Source organism: Pseudomonas putida, assembly GCF_001941965.1.
Taxonomy (GTDB): Bacteria; Pseudomonadota; Gammaproteobacteria; order Pseudomonadales; family Pseudomonadaceae; genus Aquipseudomonas; species Aquipseudomonas putida_L.
The window spans coordinates 80,205-97,721 of sequence record NZ_MKZO01000006.1 but is presented as its reverse complement, the minus strand read 5'-3'; the positions used below and the strand labels follow the sequence as shown (position 1 = coordinate 97,721).

The following is a 17,517-nucleotide window of genomic DNA, read 5'->3' as shown; positions in this document are numbered from 1 at the left end:
AAGATATTACTGCTGAGCAGGCCGCAGGATCAGCACCCCCAACGGCGGCAGATTCACCTCAAGCGACATGGGCTGCCCATGACTGGGCACCGTCCCGCCCTTCACCGCCCCTTCATTGCCGAAGTTCGACCCGGCATAACGCTGCGAATCGCTGTTGAACACCTCGTCCCAGCGCTCGCCGAACGGCACACCGATCCGGTAGCCCTCCCGCGGTACCGGAGTGAAGTTGGCCACCACCAGCAGCGGCTCGCCTTCGCGGCTCCAGCGCAACCAGGCAAACACGCTGTTGTGGGCATCATCGCCGATCAGCCACTGGAAGCCCTGCGGCTGGCAATCCTGCTGGTGCAAGGCGCCCTCTTCCCGGTACAGCCGGTTGAGATCACCGATCAGCCGCTGCACGCCCAAATGCTCGCTGTATTGCAACAGGTACCAGTCCAGCTCGCTGTCATGGTTCCACTCGCGCCACTGGCCGAACTCGCAGCCCATGAACAGCAGCTTCTTGCCCGGGTGGCACCACATGAACGCCAGGTAGGCGCGCAGGTTGGCGAATTTCTGCCAGCGGTCGCCAGGCATCTTGTCGATCAGCGAGCGCTTGCCATGGACCACTTCGTCGTGGGAGATCGGCAGGATGAAGTGCTCGGAATAGGCATAGATCAGACCGAAACTCATCTCGTTGTGATGGTGCTGGCGGTGGATCGGGTCGTTCTGGATGTAGTGCAGGGTGTCGTGCATCCAGCCCATGTTCCATTTGTACGAGAAACCCAGCCCGCCCTGCTGCACGGGCTGGCTGACACCTGGCCAGGCGGTGGATTCCTCGGCGATGACCAGCGCACCCGGCACTTCGAGGCTGACCACCTCGTTGAGGTGGCGAAGGAAATCGATGGCTTCGAGGTTCTCCCGCCCGCCGTGACGGTTGGGCACCCATTCGCCGGCCTTGCGCGAGTAGTCGCGGTAGAGCATCGAGGCCACCGCATCGACGCGCAGGCCGTCGATATGGAATTCGCGCAGCCAATGCAGCGCCGAAGCCAGCATGAAGCCATGGACCTCGGTGCGGCCGAGGTTGTAGATCAGGGTGTCCCAGTCCTGGTGGAAGCCCTCCAGCGGGTTGTCGTACTCGTACAGGGCGGTGCCGTCGAAGCGCGCCAGGCCGTGGCTGTCGGTGGGGAAATGCGCCGGGACCCAGTCAAGGATCACGCCGATCCGCGCCTGGTGGCAGGCATCGACGAAGGCGGCGAAGTCTTCCGCCGTGCCGTAGCGCGAGGTCGGTGCGAACAGCGACAGTGGCTGGTAACCCCAGGAGCCGCCGAACGGGTGCTCCATGATCGGCATCAGCTCGATATGGGTGAAACCCAGCTCCTGCACGTAGGGAATCAGCCGTTCAGCGAGCTCGCGCCAGTTGTACAGGCGGCTGACCTCGCCGGCTTCGTCCAGCTCGCATTGCCAGGAGCCGGCGTGCAGTTCGTAGATCGACAGCGGTGCGCCGACGCCCTGGGCATCGCCGCGCTCGCGCAGCCAGTCCTGGTCGCGCCATTCATGGGCCAGCGGGCCGGCGACCTTCGAGGCGGTGCTTGGCGGCAGTTCGGTGGCCCGGGCCAGCGGGTCGGCCTTGAGCGGCAGCACGCCGTCATGGCCGAGCACTTCGTATTTGTAGGTTTCGCCGGCGCGCAGCCCGGGAATGAACAGTTCCCAGACCCCGCTGGCGTGACGCAGGCGCATCGGATGCCGGCGCCCGTCCCAGTTGTTGAAGTCGCCCACCACCGAGACCCGCCGGGCATTCGGCGCCCACACCGAGAAGCGCACGCCCTCGACCCCGTCCACCGTCACCGGCTGCGAGCCGAGGCGGTTGGCCAGGTCGCGATGATTGCCCTCGCTGAACAGGTAAAGGTCCATGTCCCCGAGTTGCGGGCCATAGCTGTACGGGTCCGGAGTGACCTGCTCACCACCGGCCCAGTTGATCCGCCAGCGGTATTTGTCGATACCCCGCGGCACATGCGCGGTAAACAGGCCCGGCACACTCTCCTGCTGCAATTCGGCGATCAACTCGTCGCTGTCGCCACCCAGCGCCTGCACGCTCAAGGCCTCCGGCAGGTAAGCCCGTAGCCAGGTGCCTCCTGCACCATCGGCGTGCGCGCCGAGCACCGCGAACGGATCGACGTGCCTGGCATTGACCAGGTCGTCGATATCGCTGCGGCCCAGTCCACCCTGTTCCTTCTTGTGCACGCTCATCTACTGCTCTCCCCAGGTACTTACAAGCCCATGCAGACCATGCAAGGGCACGGCCAGCCAGCTCGGGCGATTTTCCGCTTCATAGGCGATTTCGTAGGCAGCCTTTTCCAGGCTGAACAATTCCAGTGCCGCCTGCTCGCCGCCTTCCTTGAGCCAGGCATGGGGCAGACTGGCGGTGGCCAGGCCGTAGGCCTGGACGAAGGCATGGCGCGCAGCGTGCAGATAACGCTTGGTGACCCGCTGGCGTGCCTGCAGGTTGTCCGGCAGTGCGCCAGCGCCCGCTGCTCCGCGCAAGGCCATCGCAGCAGCGTAGTCGAAGGAGCGCAGCACGCCGCTGACATCCTTGTACGGGCTGTGGCGAGCCCGGCGCTCGTCCAGCGGCCGCGCCGGCTCGCCCTCGAAGTCGATCAGGTAGGCATCACCCTGCACCACCAGCACCTGCCCCAGGTGCAGGTCGCCGTGCACGCGCATGACCAGGCCGCCCTCGGCCTGCTGCGCCAGTTGCCCGACCTCGCGCAGCAAACCATCGCGCTGCTGTTCGAGGTCGCTGACCAGGGCCTGGCTTTCCTCGTCCAGTGCGTCGCGGTGCTGCACCAGCAGGTCGAGGGCGGTGCGCAGTTGATCGGCAATCTGCTCGCCCCAACGGCGGCTGTCCTCGGCGTCGCTGATGCGGGTCTTGAAGGCTTCGTCGTCGGTGGGCCGGGCCAGGATCTGGTGCATCTCGCCGAGGCGCTGGCCGAGCAAGGCGGCAAAGCCGGTGAGGTCTTCGAGGGCATCGGCATGGCCCTCGCCGCGCAACTGCGGCGGCTCCATCTCGTCGCGGATGGCCCGTTCCAGGTTGTTCTGGGTCCAGTCCCAGGCATCGCCCTGGTTGTTCAGGTAACCCTGGGCAATGGCCAGCAGGTACGGCTCGCCGCTGTCGTCGACGCGGTTCAGCCAGCCGAGCAACGGCGAAATATTGGCAAAGCCGGCAGCGGTCAGGTAGGCGCCCATTTCCAGCTCCGGATGCACGCCGCCATTGACCCGGCGGATCAGCTTGAGCACCAGGCTGCCACCGACCACCACCGAGCTGTTGGACTGCTCGGCCGACAGGTAGCGCACCTCGGCGTCATCGCCCAGCTTCAGCGCCGCCAGTTGCGGGGTCGACTCGAATTGCAGTTCGCCATCGCTGCCGGGCAGGCGCAGGTGCTCCTGGAAGCCGGCGAGCAAGCCACGGATAAAGGTTTCCAGGCTGAAGGCATCGGTGATGAAACCGACCTGACGCCCGCGCCGCACCCTGGCCAGCGCCAGTTGCTGGGGCAGCGCGGTATGGATCTGCTCCTCGCCGATCAGGCCGAAGGGCAGGAAATAGCGACGGCGCTGACCACCGCTGTCCACCTCCAGCTCGCCCAGCAGCACCGGGCTGGTCGGCGTACCGAAGCGCACGCCGTAGGCCAGGTGGACCTTGTCGATGGCCTGGTCCTTGCCGGCGAACCAGCGGCGTTTCGGCAGGTATTCAGGAAGGATGGTTGCTTCGAGGGTTTGCCGGGCCGGAGCCTCCAGCAGTTCCTCCATGCGTTTCTTGACGACCAAGGTAGTGAACTCCGGCAAGGGTTGCGCCGCCTCGACGTGCCAACTGGGCATCTGGTCCTTCGGTGCCAGCAGGAACCAGTAGAAGCCGTAGGGCGCCAGGGTCAGCAGGAAGGGCAGATGGCCGATCGGCGGGAAAGCGCAGCCACCGAGCATTTCCACCGGCACCCGGTCGATCCAGGGTGCCAGGTCCAGCTCCACCGCCTGCGCGGCGCGCGATACGTTGGCCACGCACAGTACGGTTTCGCTGACACCTTCGGGGCTGGTGTATTCACGCAGGTAGGCGAGGATCCGGCGGTTGTTCGGCGCCAGCATTTTCAGGGTGCCGCGGCCGAAGGCCTTCTGCTGCTTGCGCACGGTGAGCAGGCGGCGGTTCCAGTTGAGCAGCGAGTGCGGGTCTTCGGCCTGGGATTCGACGTTGACGCTCTGGTAGCCGTACTGCGCATCCATGATCGGCGGCAGCACCAGGCGCGCCGGGTCGGCGCGGGAGAAGCCGCCGTTGCGGTCGATCGACCACTGCATCGGCGTGCGCACGCCATCGCGGTCGCCGAGGTAGATGTTGTCGCCCATGCCGATCTCGTCGCCGTAGTACAAGGTCGGCGTACCGGGCATGGACAACAGCAGGCTGGTCAGCAGCTCGACGCGCCGGCGGTCACGCTGCATCAGCGGCGCCAGGCGTCGGCGGATGCCCAGGTTGATCCGCGCACGGCGGTCGGCGGCGTAGTAGTTCCACAGGTAGTCGCGCTCGCGGTCGGTGACCATCTCCAGGGTCAGCTCATCGTGGTTGCGCAGGAAGATCGCCCACTGGCAGTTCTCCGGGATTGCCGGGGTCTGGCGCAGGATATCGGTGATCGGGAAGCGGTCCTCCTGGGCCACGGCCATGTACATGCGCGGCATCAGCGGGAAATGGAAGGCCATATGGCACTCGTCGCCCTCGCCGTCGCCGAAGTATTGCTGGGTGTCTTCCGGCCACTGGTTGGCCTCGGCCAGCAACATGCGGTCAGGGTAGTTGGCGTCGATCTCGGCGCGGATCTGCTTGAGGACGGCGTGGGTCTGCGGAAGGTTCTCGTTGTTGGTGCCGTCGCGCTCGATCAGGTACGGAATGGCATCCAGGCGCAGGCCATCGACGCCCATGTCCAGCCAGAAGCGCATGACCCCGATTACCGCCTTCATCACCTGCGGGTTGTCGAAGTTCAGGTCCGGCTGGTGCGAGTAGAAGCGGTGCCAGAAGTACTGCCCGGCCACCGGGTCCCAGGTCCAGTTGGACTTTTCGGTATCGAGGAAGATGATCCGCGTGCCGTCGTACTTGTCGTCGCTATCGGACCAGACATAGAAATTCCGCGCCGCCGAGCCCGGCTTGGCGCGCCGGGCCTTCTGGAACCAGGGGTGCTGGTCGGAGGTGTGGTTGATGACCAGTTCGGTGATCACCCGCAGGTTGCGCTTGTGTGCCTCGGCAATGAAGCGGCGCACATCGGCCATGGTCCCGTAGTCGCTGTGCACCGCTTTGTAGGCCGCGATGTCGTAGCCGTCGTCGCGGCGCGGCGACGGGTAGAACGGCAGCAGCCAGAGGGTGTTGACCCCGAGCTCGGCGATATAGTCGAGCTTGGCCAGCAGGCCGGGAAAATCGCCGATACCGTCGTTGTTGGAATCGAAGAAAGACTTGATATGGATCTGGTAGATGATCGCGTCCTTGTACCACAGCGGATCATCGATAAAGGCCGCGGGGCGGCTTTTCTTCGCCATGCTCGACTTCCCTTCCTAGTGCACCTTGTCCAGGCGCCAGATACCGAACGGCAGGTGCCAGGGTTCGATGCGCATCCACTGGGTCTTGCCGAACCACTCCCAGCGATGGCCGTTCATCAGGTCCTCGCCACGGGTCACGGCGTTGTCGTCCAGGCCCAGCTCCCACAGCGGCAGCTCGAAATGCGCCTCCTGGGCGTTGTGCGGGTCTAGGCTGATGGCGACCAGCACGAAGCTCTCGCCATCCGGGGCGGGCTTGCCGAAATACACGATGTTGTCGTTCCAGGCGTTGTAGAAGCGCACGCCCAGGTGGCTCTGCAAGGCCGGCTGCTGGCGGCGGATGCGGTTGAGCTGGGCGATCTCGGCGATGATGTTGCCGGGTTGGGTGAAGTCCCGCGGGCGGATCTCGTACTTCTCCGAATCCAGGTATTCCTCCTTGCCCGGGATCGGCGCCGCCTCGCACAGCTCGAAGCCTGAGTACATGCCCCACAGGCCCGAACCCATGGTCGCCAGTGCCGCGCGGATCAGGAACCCGGCGCGCCCCGAGGTGTGCAGGAAGAACGGGTTGATGTCCGGCGTGTTGACGAAGAAGTTCGGCCGGTAGCACAGCGACCACGGCGGCTGGTTGAGCGTCTCGAAGTACTCCTGGATCTCCGCCTTGGTATTGCGCCAGGTGAAATAGGTGTAGCTCTGGCTGTAGCCGACCTTGCCCAGACGGGCCATCATCGCCGGCTTGGTAAAGGCTTCGGCAAGGAAGATCACCTCGGGATGGCGGCTGCGGATATCAGCGATCAGCCATTGCCAGAACGGCAGCGGCTTGGTGTGCGGGTTATCCACGCGGAACTGCTTGACGCCCTCTGCCACCCAGCCTTCCACCACATCGCGCAGCGCCAGCCACAACGAGGGCACGGCGTCGGCGGCGTAGAAATCGACGTTGACGATGTCCTGGTATTTTTTCGGCGGGTTTTCCGCATAGCGGATGCTGCCGTCCGGGCGCCAGGAGAACCAGCCGGGGTGTTCGCTGAGCCAGGGGTGGTCCTGGGAGCACTGGATGGCGAAGTCGAGGGCGATCTCCAGGCCGTGCTCCGCCGCAGCGGCGACCAGGCGACGGAAGTCCTCGCGGCTGCCCAGTTGCGGATGGATCGCGTCATGACCGCCGTCGGGACTGCCGATCGCATAAGGGCTGCCGGGATCGTCCGGCCCGGCCGTCAGCGAGTTGTTGCGGCCCTTGCGAAACTTCGTGCCGATGGGATGGATCGGCGGGAAGTACAGGACATCGAAGCCCATGTCGCGAATCATCGGCAGGCGCCCGTGGACATCGTTGAAGGTGCCGTGGCGCTGGGGATCGTCGGTGATCGAGCGGGGAAACAGCTCATACCAGCTGGCAAAGGCCGCGCGCTCGCGCTCGACGTCCAATGGAAACTCCGGACTGCGGCTGAGGTAGCTGCGCGGATCGGCCTGGGCCATCAGCACCCGGGTATCGTTGGCCACCAGCATCTCGACCCGACTGGCCGCGGGCAGCCCCTTGCTCAAGCGTCGGGCCAGTCCGGCCAGCTCTTCGCGCAGCGGCCCGGCGCTGCGTTCGGCACCATGCTCCAGGTGCAGGCGGCCCTCCTCCAATTCCAGCTCGATATTCACCCCGGCGGCGAATTTCTTCTCCAGATCGTGACAGTAGGTGGCGTACGCATCGACCCACGCCTCGATCACGAACAGATGGCGCCCCACTTCATTGATGCTGAAGCGGCCTTCCCAGCGGTCGTTACCGAGAAAACTCATGTTGATGCTGCGCCAGCGCCGGCTATGGGCCTGGCGCCAGTTCAGGGTCACCGCCAGGACATCGTGGCCGTCGGCGTAGACCGTGCTGCCCACGGTGACCGTGCGGCCGGTCTCGGTCTTGACCGCATACAGCCCGGCATCGAGCACCGGCGTGGTGTTCTCGATCACCACCCGGGGCAGCAACAGGGCCTGGGACAGGGTCAGCGGATCGTCGGCGGGATTGTCGGCAGCGGCCATGCGCTCGGTTACGAAAGGCTCATTGCGGGTCATCGAACATCGCTCCGTTACGGCGTGGCGGTAAGGGTTGAGAGCAATGGCAGGCGCGGGGGTTCAATAAAAAATGAGCGTTGTTGCGGGAAAGGGGTCCAAGCGAAAGACACGATCAACGTCCTTGCGAGGTACAGCGATGAACATTCCTATCCCTGCGGAAACGCCCGATCCGAATATCGACGACCCGACCCTGCCGCCAGCGGTACCCGACGAGGAGGATCCGGAGGGCGTGCCGGTGCAGCCGACCATGCCACCCACCGTGGGCGATCCGCCGAGCGAGGAGCCGCCGGTGAAAGGTTGAGCGTAGATGGGTTTGTGCGCAGTGGGATTGCCGGGTGCCTGCCTTTGAGGCCATTGGCGTCCTCGAGCAGGCACGGCTGGCCGCCCACTGATCGCCATTCCTTATCCCCCTGATAAAAATCTTGAGGCAGCGCAGCGCCCACGTTTAGTTGAACAATCGGGTCAGTCATACGACGACGTATGTCTAATAATAAAAAGGTGACCCCCGATGCCCTTCTCCCGGATATCCCTGGACTTCGCCGTCCTCTTCTTCACACCAGGCACGCCCGGCGCCCTCTGGACAGCAATGTTCCAGGAGGCGCCATGAAAACACTGATCGATAGCTACTTCCTCGTCCTCAAAAGCCTCGTGGTCCTGTGCCTGGTCGGCATTACCTGTCTGATCTTCGCCAATGTGGTGCTGCGCTACGGCTTCAACTCAGGCCTGTTCTTCAGCGAGGAAATCTCCCGCCTGGCGTTCGTCTGGCTGGTCTTCGCCGGCGCCCAGCTGATGCTCCACGAAAACGGCCATATCGGCGTCGATATCCTCACCCGCCGTGCCTCGCCCGGCGTCGCCAGGTGCCTGCTGGCCCTGACCCAGGTGCTGATGCTCTATGTCACCTGGCTGTTCCTCGACGGCAGCTGGAAGCAGACGCTGATCAACCTGCATGTCGGCGCTCCGTCCACGGGGGTTTCCATGGCCCTGTTCTACGGCGCTGGCCTGGTCTTTTCCATTTGCAGCGCGCTGCTGATCTGCACCCAGTTGGTGCGCAACCTCATGGGCACACTCCCTGCGCCGACCCCGTCCACTGAACATGGAGCAGCCGAATAATGGCCCTGTCCGTTTTCGTCGGCGTGCTGATGGCCGCCATCCTGATCGGTACGCCGATCGCCTATGGCCTGATTCTCTGCGGCGTGGCCCTGATGTGGCTGCTGGGCCTGTTCGACGGCCAGATCATCGCGCAGAACATCATCAACTCGGCAGGCAGTTTCCCGCTGCTGGCCATTCCGCTGTTCATCATCGCCGGTGAAGTGATGAATACCGGCGGCCTGTCCAAACGCATCATCAAGCTGGCCATCACCCTGGTCGGGCACCTGCGCGGCGGGCTGGGCTACGTGACCATCTTCGCCGGGGTGCTGCTGTCGAGCCTGTCGGGTTCGGCACTGGCCGATGCCGCTTCGCTGACCGCCCTGCTGCTGCCGATGATGGTCATCGCCGGCTACAACCGTAATCGCTCCGGGGGGCTGATCGCCTCGGTGTCGGTGCTCGGCTCGATCATTCCGCCGAGCATCGGCTTCGTGGTGCTCGGTGTCGCTTCGGGACTGTCGATCACCAAGCTGTTCCTCGCCGGGATCGCCCCGGGCCTGATGATCGCCGCCGCGCTGGTGGTGGCCTGGTGGTTGATGACCCGACGCAACGACGAGGTGGAACTGAGCCCCAAGGCCAGCCTCAAGGAACGCCTCAAGGCGCTGGTGGACAGCTTCTGGGCCTTGATGCTGCCGGTGATCATCGTGGTCGGCCTGCGCTTCGGGGTCGTCACCCCCACCGAAGCCGGCGCCGTGGCCAGCGTCTACGCCTTGCTGGTGTCCTCGCTGATCTACCGGGAGCTGAGCCTGAAGTCGCTCAATGAACTGCTGCTGCGCGCCGGCAAGACCACCGCCGCAGTGATGTTCCTGGTGGCCGCCGCCTCGATTCCGGCATGGATGATCACCATCGCCGATATCCCCGGGCAGATCATCGACCTGATCCAGCCGGTCATCGACAGCCCGCGCCTGCTGATCGTGGTGCTGATGCTGCTGATCCTGGTGATTTCGATGGTCATGGACCTGACACCCACCGTGCTGCTCCTTGCCCCGATCCTGGTGCCCGTGGTCACCGCCGCGAACATCGACCCGATCTATTTCGGCGTGCTGTTCATGATCAATTGCTCCATCGGCCTGATCACCCCGCCGGTGGGCACGGTGCTCAACGTGGTCTGCGGCATCGGCAGGATGCGCTACGAGGAACTGCTCAAGGGCACCTTCCCGTTCCTCATCGCCGAAATCATCGTGCTGTTCCTGCTGGTGCTTTTCCCCGACCTGGTCCTCGTCCCGGCCCAGTGGTTCGGCCACTGACACTCAATAAAAACAAAAGGTACCCACACCATGAAGAAACTCGCCTTCATCGCCGCGCTGTTGCTGTCCAGCAGCCTGAGCATGGCCGCCGACTACAACGCCCGCACCATCAAGTTCGCCGCCACCAGCCCCAAGGGCACCCCGCCGGCCATCGGCATGGAGCTGTTCGCCAAGCAGGTCGAACAGCGCAGCGGCGGCAAGATCAAGGTCCGCACCTTCCCCAACGGTGTGCTGGGTGGCGACGTCCAGGTGCTGTCGTCGCTGCAGGGCGGCGTGGTGGAAATGATGACCTGGAACGCCGGATTGATGATCAACCACGTCACCGACTTCGGCATCCTCGACTTCCCGTTCCTCTACACCGATACCGCCAAAGTGGACGCCATGCTCGATGGCGAGGTGGGCAAGATGCTCACCGACCAGTTGCCGGCGAAAAACCTCGTGGGCCTGGCCTTCTGGGAGCTTGGCGTGCGCAACCTGACCAACAACGTACGCCCGGTGAGCAAGCTTGAAGATATCGCCGGCCTGAAGGTTCGTGCCCAGCAGTCGCCGCTGTTCCTCGATGTGTGGCGCGCCCTGGGCGCGAACCCGACGCCCCTGCCCTTCACCGAGGTCAACACCGCCCTGGAGACCGGCACCGTGGACGGCCAGGAAAACCCGGCGGCGCTGATCCTCGCCTCGCGCTTCAACGAAGTGCAGAAGTACCTGAGCCTGACCCGGCACAACTACAACCCGCAGATCGTGCTGATCAGCAAGACCTTCTGGGACAGCCTGAATGCCGATGAGCAGCAACTGCTCAGCGAAGCGGCCCAGGACGTGCGCCTGGAGCAACGGCGGATCTCCCGCGAGGCGGACACCAAGGCCATCGCCGAGCTGCAGGCCAGCGGCATGCAGGTCAACGACGTGGCGCCCGAAGAAGTCGCACGCATCCAGGCCACCATCCGCCCGGTGGTGGACAAATACGCCGCGCAAATCAACCCCGAACTGGTCAGCAAGGTCTACCAGGCCATGGCCTACCAGGCGCAGTGAAGCCAAGCGCGCCGCCGGGTGCGGCGCTCCTCTCTTGTCATCAAGGAACACCATGAAAATCTCCGTCGCACAGATTCATCCCGTAGCCGGCAACCCGGAACAGACCATTGATAAAGTCGCTGCCCTGGCGCGCCAGACCGCCGCCGAAGGCTCGCGCCTGATCGCCTTCGCCGAGTGCCTGATCACCGGCGGCGCCTTCGACAGCCGTGAGGACCTCGAACGCGGCGCCATCACCCTCGACGCCCTGGCGCCATTGCTCGAAGTGTCGGCACAGACCGGCATCCTGATCGTGGTCGGTTTCTACGAGCGTCACGACGCCCAGGTGTTCAACACCGCGGCGCTGATCGGCGCCGAGGGCATCATCGGCCTGCACCGCAAACGCCACCTGCCGTTCATGATCGGCGACCGTTTCACCGACCGCCCAAGCGAATGGACGCCACCGGTGTTCGACACCGAGATCGGCCGTGTCGGCCTGGCCATCTGTTATGAAATCCGCTTCCCCGAGGTAGTGCGTACCCTGGCCCTGGAAGGCGCCGATATCGTCGTGCTGCCGGCGGCCTGGCCCGAGCAGGCGCGCATGCTGCCGGACATTTTCAGCACCGTGCGCGCGGCGGAAAACATGGTCTATTTCGTCGCCCCCAACCGCAACGACATGGACGAGGGCATGCAGTTCATCGGCACCAGCCACATCATCGAGCCGTCCGGCAAGACGCTGGTGCGTGCCGGCCTGGAAGACGGCGTGTACAGCGTCGAGATCGACCTGGCCAAGGCCCGCAACAAGTCGCTGATCCGCGACCCGGGCGTGTTCGAAGTGCATCCGTTCCGTGACCGGCTGCCTGAAACCTACCGCCTCTGACCCGGACGAACTCGACCATGAACCAGAGCACCACACATACCTTGCTGAAGGCGCGCATGGCGCGCGGCACTACCTTCGGCATGAACATCTACAGCACCGCCTGCATGGCCATCGAAGTGGCCGGCAACTGGGGGCTGGACTTCGTCTTCATCGATGCCGAGCACACCGCGCTCGGCATCGACCGCGACATGGAAAAGCTTCTGCTGGCGGCCAGTCACGCGGCCATTCCCAGCCTGGTGCGGGTCCGCGGCACACTCGAATGGGATATCCGCAAGGCCCTGGAAATGGGCGCTGCGGGGGTGATCGTGCCGCAGGTGCACACGGCCGCGCAGATGCGCCAGATCATCCAGTTCAGCAAGTTCCCGCCGCTCGGGCGCCGTGGTGGCGACAGCTCCGTGCGCTCGGCAGGCTTCGCCGGGCCCGGCTTCGACTGGGCGCGCTACACCGAGGCGGAGAACGCCCGCAGCGTGATCGTGCCGATGGCGGAAAGCTTCGAGTTCTTCGACAACATCGACGAGATACTCGATGTGGAAGGCATCGATGCGGTGCACTTCGGGCCGGCGGACTACTCGCTGTCGCGCCAGTTGCCGGTGGACTATCGCCTCGGCAACCCGGAGGTGCTGCAGCGCCTGAGACTGCTGATCGAGAAATGCCATGCCCGTGGCATCCAGGTGATGGTGCCCTGCGCCCCGGCCGACCGGGAAAACGCCCGGCGGCTGATGGAACTGGGCAGCGATATGCTGCTGATGGGCAGTGATCTGTCCTGGCTTAACCAGGCGGGGCAGCATATTGCGGCGGTGAAACGTGCTCTTGCCTGAAGTACGTTAATCCACCAGGAAGTTCTGCTTGACCAGCGTTGCGCGAATAATCGAAACCAGTTCGCCCAGTTGCATATCAGGGCGCTCGGTCAGATAGGACAAGCAGAACTTCGCGGGTGGAATCGCCGGATCGCAGGGCAATGTTTTCAACATATCCACGGCCAGCATGTCGCGAATCAAGGGTACCGGCAGAATACCGATGGCATGCCCGGCCGAAACCATCTTGGCGATAAAGGCCAACGAGTTGCTCGAATGGAAGGCGTGGCTCACCGAGCCACTTTCCTTCAACCAGCGATCAACTACCGAATACAGCGTCGATGGCGCGCTGTGGGTCACGATTGAATATTCCTGCGCATGTCGGGCGAGAAAAGGCCCTTCCTCGATATCGAGATGCCGAGCGGCGACCCATTGGAACGTCATCCAACCGAGAAAGACATCGGTGACGTCTTCACGGGTCGCCGGGTTGGTCAGCAGGGCGATATCAAGTTCATGATCGTTGAGCTTGCGGTTTAACGCAGCGCCCACGTCAATGGTGATTTCCAGGGTGATTTCCGGGAAGTGCGCCTTGATTTCCGTGATGACCGCCGTCAGCCCGACCATGGCCGAACACTCGTCGGCGCCCAGGCGCAAACGCCGGTGTTTCTTCTGCTGCGCAGCGAACTGTTCAAGTTGCGTGCTGTTGTTCAACACCAGCTCCGCATGACGTAAAGCGGTATGTCCGTCGGCGGTCAGGCTCATGCGTTGTTTATTGCGATCGAACAACTTCACGCTGAGCAGCGACTCCATCTCCTTGATCCGCGCCGAGATGGCCGGCTGGGTCAGATGAAGATGCCGGGAGGCTGCGTGAACGCCGCCCAGACGCGCGGTCCAATAGAATGCCTCGATCTGCATTAGCGTAATACGCATGATAAAAACTGCTCCCGCCAGTGCTTACGGATTTTTATTATCGACCGTTCAAGGTGGTTGTTAGGATGACCGAAACCCTTCGAAAAAGCATCCGAGATAACAAGAACCCACTATGTATCTAATCGAAGCGCTGCCTGCCCCGGTCGATCCGAACATCCTCGAAGTGCTGATCGAGGCCGAACCGGCCACCATCGGACACTTCATCACCCACGGCATTCCCCACCCCGAGATCAAGGCGCACCTGCAGAACGTGCGTGCGGTCGGCACGGCGGTGACCGTGCGCATGCCCGGCAATGACGGTGGCATCCTCCACTACGCCATGGGCTGCGTGCGGCCGGGCGACTTCCTGGTGGTGGACCGCTGTGGCGAGCGCATCACCGCTGCTCTAGGGGGCGCCATGGCCTATGCGGCCAAGCAGGCCGGCGTGGCCGGGATCATCGTCGATGGTTATGTCACCGACCTGGGCGAATTGCGCGAGCATGGCGTGCCGGTCTGGTCGCGGGGCGCGAGTGCGATTACCACGCGGGTCATTGGTCTGGACGGCGAGTTCTGCACGCCCATCCACTGCGGCGGGGTTGTCGTGCGTGCGGGGGATGCGGTGGTGGCGGATGAAAACGGCATCGTGTTCCTGCCGCCAGAGCAGATGCTCGGGCTGGCGCAACGTGCCATCGACTTCCAGCGCAATGAAAAACAGACCCTGGCGCGGCTGGCGAAGGGCGAGAAATTTCCGGATATCGTTGGGTCGCGGGCGACCATCGAGGCGGCGACCCGACCAGTGATTCCGCGCTGAATGTTGTAGGAGCGAGGCTTGTCGGGCCGCCGAACCGCCGCGAAGGACCGCGCAGCGGTCCCAGGATCTCATTGACCACACCATTTTGGGACCGCTAGCGCGGTCCTTCGCGGGCAAGCCTCGCTCCTACAAGGTACGCGCCGTACTGCTGATCACTGCTCCTAATAAAAGAACAAGAGGACTCCCGTGAAACTCAGCTCGCTACTTATCCCCCTGGCCCTGCTGGCAAGCACCGCAGCACAGGCCCAGGACTACCCCGAGATGCGCTTCAACGTAGTCGGCGGCGGCAGCCACAACTACACGTTCCGCGCAGTCGAACGCCCCTTCTGGACCCAGACCCTGCCGGAAGCCTCGGGCGGCAAGGTCACCGCGCAACTGCTAGGCCTCTCCGAAAGCGGCCTGAAAGGCCCCGAGATCATCCGCCTGATGCGCTTCGGCGCGGTGGACATCGGCATGGGCGTGTTCGCCTTCGTCGCCGGTGACGACGCCACCTTCGAAGGCGTCGACCTGCCGGGCATGGCTGCCGACATCGACAGCGCCCGCAGCATCGCCAACGCCTACAAGCCCGTGCTGGAACAACGCATGGCCGAGCGCCACGGCATCAAACTGCTGGCCACCGTGCCCTACACCGCCCAGGTGTTCTTCTGCCGTGCTCCGGTGCAGACCCTGGCCGATCTGAAGGGCCGGAAAATCAGGACCCGCGGACGCAACATGGCCGAGCTGGTCAAGGCCATCGGCGCCGTCCCGGTGACCCTGTCCTTCGCCGAAGTGGTGACCGCCCTGCAGACCGGCGTCATCGACTGCGCCATCACCGGCATCGGCTCGGGCAACGCCGCCAAGTGGTACGACGTGGCCGAGCACCTGTACGACCTGCCGGTGGACTGGTCGATCGGCTTCTACGGCATCGGCCTCAAGCGCTTTCAGCAGTTGCCACCCGAAGTACGCGAGCTCCTGCAAACCCAGGCCCAGGTGCTGGAAGATGCGCTGTGGCGCGAGACCGCCAGGGAGAACCGCTACGCCCTGGCCTGCAACCTCGGTCGCCCCGACTGCCAGATCCACCAGCCCGCCCATATGACCGCCTCGGCTCCGGATCCACAGGAGCGGGAAACCGTGCGCCAGGCCGCGCTGAAGATCGCCAACGATTGGGGCAAGCGCTGCGGCGCCGCCTGCGTCGAGCGCTGGAACGCCACGGTCGGAGAAACCCTCGGCATGCACCTGTCCTCCGGAGCCTACCGTCATGAATAACCCCCGTTCCGGCATGACCGCAATCAACGCCGTGGCCAAGGCCAGCACCTGGGTCGGCGGCTTCGCCCTGCTTGGCTGCGCCCTGCTGATCGGCATCGACCTGATCCTGCGCAAGACCCTCGGCGTGTCCATGGGCGGGGCCGACGAGATCGCCGGCTACGTCCTGGCGATCACCAGCGCCTGGGCCTTCCCGGTGACCCTGCTCAAGCGCGCGCATATCCGCGTCGACATCCTCTACGCCCGCCTCGGCCTCAAGCCCCGGGTAGTCCTCGACCTGTTCGCCCTGGCCTGCATGGCGGTCCTGGTTTGCGCGCTGACGTACCACGCCTGGGCGGTGCTGTGGGACTCCATCGACTACCACTCGGTGTCCAACACCCCGTTGCAGGTGCCGCAATGGATACCGCAATCGCTGTGGTTCGCCGGCTACCTGTTCTTCGCCCTGACCCTGCTCAGCCTGATGCTCACCAGCCTCGGCCACCTGCTGCGCGGGCGCTGGGCCGAGGTCAGCGCGCTGATCGGCATCAACAGCGTCGAACAAGAGATCGACGAAGAACTCGGCAATGCCGGCAAGCCCCTGAAGGAGCAAACGCCATGATGAGCATCACCCTCTTCCTGTTGCTGGCCCTGCTCGGGCTGAGCGTGGCGGCGGCGGTCAGCGTCGGTCTGCTGGGCATGTCGCTGTCGCAGTTGTTTTCCACCCTGCCGCTGAGCAATGCGATGGGCGAGATCGCCTGGAACACCAGCACCGAATTTCTCCTGGTGGCGATTCCGCTGTACATCCTCATGGGCGAACTGCTGGTGTGCTCGGGCGTGGCCGGGCGCATGTACCAGGCGGTGGAGAAATGGCTGTCCTGGTTGCCCGGTGGCCTGATGAACTCGAACATCGGCGCCAGCGCCCTGTTCGCCACCACCAGCGGCTCCAGTGTCGCCACCGCCGCCACCATCTCCACCCTGGCCATCCCCGAGCAGGTGCGCAAGGGCTACAACGCCCCGCTGTTCCTCGGCTCGATCGCGGCCGGCGGCACCTTGGGCATCCTGATCCCACCGTCGATCAACATGATCCTGTTCGCCCTGATCGCCAACGTCTCGGTGCCCAAGCTGTACCTGGCTGCGACCATCCCGAGCATCATTCTCAGCCTGCTGTTCGTCGCGCTGATCGTCATCGCCTGCCTGGTGCGCCCGCAACTGGGCGGACGCAAGGAGCACACCCGCTGGGCCGAACGCCTGGCCTGCCTGCCGGACCTGATACCGCCACTGGCGATCTTCGTGCTGGTGATCGGCTCGATCTACAGCGGCTTCGCCACCGCCAGCGAATCCGCCGCACTGGGTGTGCTCAGCGCCCTGGGCCTGGGCCTGTGGCGCCGGGCGTTCACCTGGCAGAGCCTGGGCCAGGCCTTCGAAGCCACGATGCGCACCAGCGGCATGATCATCTTCATCACCCTGTCGGCGTTCTTCCTCAACTTCGTCCTCGCCTCCATCGGCCTGACCACTGCCCTGGTCAGCTTCGTCACCGACCTGCAGCTGTCACCGATGTTCACGCTGCTGGCGATCATCCTGTTCTACATCGTGCTGGGCTGTTTCATGGACACCCTGGCGATGCTGATTACCACCGCGCCGTTGATCGTGCCGATCGTCGTCAGCCTGGGCTTTGACCCCCTGTGGTTCGGCGTGGTGCTGATCGTGCTGTGCGAAATGGGCCAGATCACCCCGCCGTTCGGCATGAACCTGTTCGTGGTGCAGAGCATTCGCGGGCGCGGCAATTTCATGGACGTGGTCTACGGTGCGCTGCCGTTCTGCCTGGCGTTGCTGGTGCTGATCGGGCTGTTGATCGCCTTCCCGCAACTGGCGTTGTGGTTGCCGCGCAGCTTCTAGCAAAATTAGTTAACATCGACACAAATTTCG

At 64.2% G+C, this 17,517-nt stretch carries 14 protein-coding genes; 10 read left to right on the top strand and 4 right to left on the bottom strand.

The window, feature by feature from the left end:
* Positions 1–6: 6 nt before the first annotated feature.
* From glgB to PSEMO_RS03455, 3 genes are read right to left on the bottom strand one after another with little or no spacing between them, the layout of a single operon-like run.
* A complete protein-coding gene (gene glgB / locus PSEMO_RS03465; RefSeq protein WP_075801768.1) occupies positions 7–2,226 on the bottom strand; it encodes a 1,4-alpha-glucan branching protein GlgB in 2,220 nt (739 codons plus the stop codon).
* The gene (gene treS / locus PSEMO_RS03460) at positions 2,227–5,538 is read right to left on the bottom strand and encodes a maltose alpha-D-glucosyltransferase (RefSeq protein WP_075801767.1); all 3,312 of its coding nucleotides are present in this window, start codon (positions 5,536–5,538) and stop codon (positions 2,227–2,229) included. It lies immediately after the preceding gene.
* Between the two features lie 15 nt (positions 5,539–5,553).
* Positions 5,554–7,581 (bottom strand): alpha-1,4-glucan--maltose-1-phosphate maltosyltransferase, encoded by a 2,028-nt coding sequence (locus PSEMO_RS03455; protein ID WP_075801766.1) that lies wholly within the window; start codon positions 7,579–7,581, stop codon positions 5,554–5,556.
* Between the two features lie 136 nt (positions 7,582–7,717).
* On the opposite strand from PSEMO_RS03455, the gene PSEMO_RS33410 reads away from it, so the two are divergent.
* The 6 genes from PSEMO_RS33410 (at position 7,718) to PSEMO_RS03430 (ending at position 12,674) form a co-directional block, all read left to right on the top strand.
* The gene (locus PSEMO_RS33410) at positions 7,718–7,882 is read left to right on the top strand and encodes a hypothetical protein (RefSeq protein ID WP_178391959.1); all 165 of its coding nucleotides are present in this window, start codon (positions 7,718–7,720) and stop codon (positions 7,880–7,882) included.
* 302 nt (positions 7,883–8,184) lie between these two features.
* A complete protein-coding gene (locus PSEMO_RS03450; RefSeq protein ID WP_075801765.1) occupies positions 8,185–8,691 on the top strand; it encodes a TRAP transporter small permease in 507 nt (168 codons plus the stop codon).
* The gene (locus PSEMO_RS03445; protein ID WP_075801764.1) at positions 8,691–9,974 is read left to right on the top strand and encodes a TRAP transporter large permease subunit; all 1,284 of its coding nucleotides are present in this window, start codon (positions 8,691–8,693) and stop codon (positions 9,972–9,974) included. Before PSEMO_RS03450 ends, PSEMO_RS03445 begins: the two co-directional genes overlap by 1 nt.
* Positions 9,975–10,004: 30 nt before the next feature.
* On the top strand, positions 10,005–11,000 hold the full coding sequence (locus PSEMO_RS03440) for a TRAP transporter substrate-binding protein (protein WP_075801763.1): 996 nt from the start codon (positions 10,005–10,007) through the stop codon (positions 10,998–11,000).
* Positions 11,001–11,052: 52 nt separating this feature from the next.
* On the top strand, positions 11,053–11,856 hold the full coding sequence (locus PSEMO_RS03435; RefSeq protein WP_075801762.1) for a carbon-nitrogen hydrolase family protein: 804 nt from the start codon (positions 11,053–11,055) through the stop codon (positions 11,854–11,856).
* A gap of 17 nt (positions 11,857–11,873) precedes the next feature.
* Complete coding sequence (locus PSEMO_RS03430) at positions 11,874–12,674, top strand: HpcH/HpaI aldolase family protein (protein WP_075801761.1); 801 nt, start codon at positions 11,874–11,876, stop codon at positions 12,672–12,674.
* A 6-nt stretch (positions 12,675–12,680) separates the two neighbouring features.
* On the opposite strand, the gene PSEMO_RS03425 is transcribed toward PSEMO_RS03430, so the two are convergent.
* Entirely contained in the window at positions 12,681–13,580 is a 900-nt protein-coding gene (locus tag PSEMO_RS03425; protein WP_075801760.1) for a LysR family transcriptional regulator, read from the bottom strand.
* A 112-nt stretch (positions 13,581–13,692) separates the two neighbouring features.
* Between PSEMO_RS03425 and PSEMO_RS03420 the strand changes: the two genes are divergently transcribed.
* From PSEMO_RS03420 to PSEMO_RS03405, 4 genes are all read left to right on the top strand, one after another.
* Complete coding sequence (locus tag PSEMO_RS03420) at positions 13,693–14,370, top strand: RraA family protein (RefSeq protein WP_075801759.1); 678 nt, start codon at positions 13,693–13,695, stop codon at positions 14,368–14,370.
* A gap of 186 nt (positions 14,371–14,556) precedes the next feature.
* Positions 14,557–15,615: a TRAP transporter substrate-binding protein gene (locus PSEMO_RS03415; RefSeq protein ID WP_075801758.1), complete on the top strand. Its 1,059-nt coding sequence runs from the start codon at positions 14,557–14,559 to the stop codon at positions 15,613–15,615.
* Positions 15,608–16,210, top strand: a complete 603-nt coding sequence (locus PSEMO_RS03410; RefSeq protein ID WP_075801757.1) for a TRAP transporter small permease subunit — start codon at positions 15,608–15,610, stop codon at positions 16,208–16,210. Before PSEMO_RS03415 ends, PSEMO_RS03410 begins: the two co-directional genes overlap by 8 nt.
* Positions 16,207–17,487 carry a TRAP transporter large permease gene (locus PSEMO_RS03405; RefSeq protein ID WP_075801756.1) on the top strand — a complete coding sequence of 427 codons (1,281 nt, stop codon included), beginning with the start codon at positions 16,207–16,209 and terminating at the stop codon, positions 17,485–17,487. The genes PSEMO_RS03410 and PSEMO_RS03405 overlap by 4 nt, the downstream gene beginning before the upstream one ends.
* The last annotated feature ends 30 nt before the right edge of the window (positions 17,488–17,517 follow it).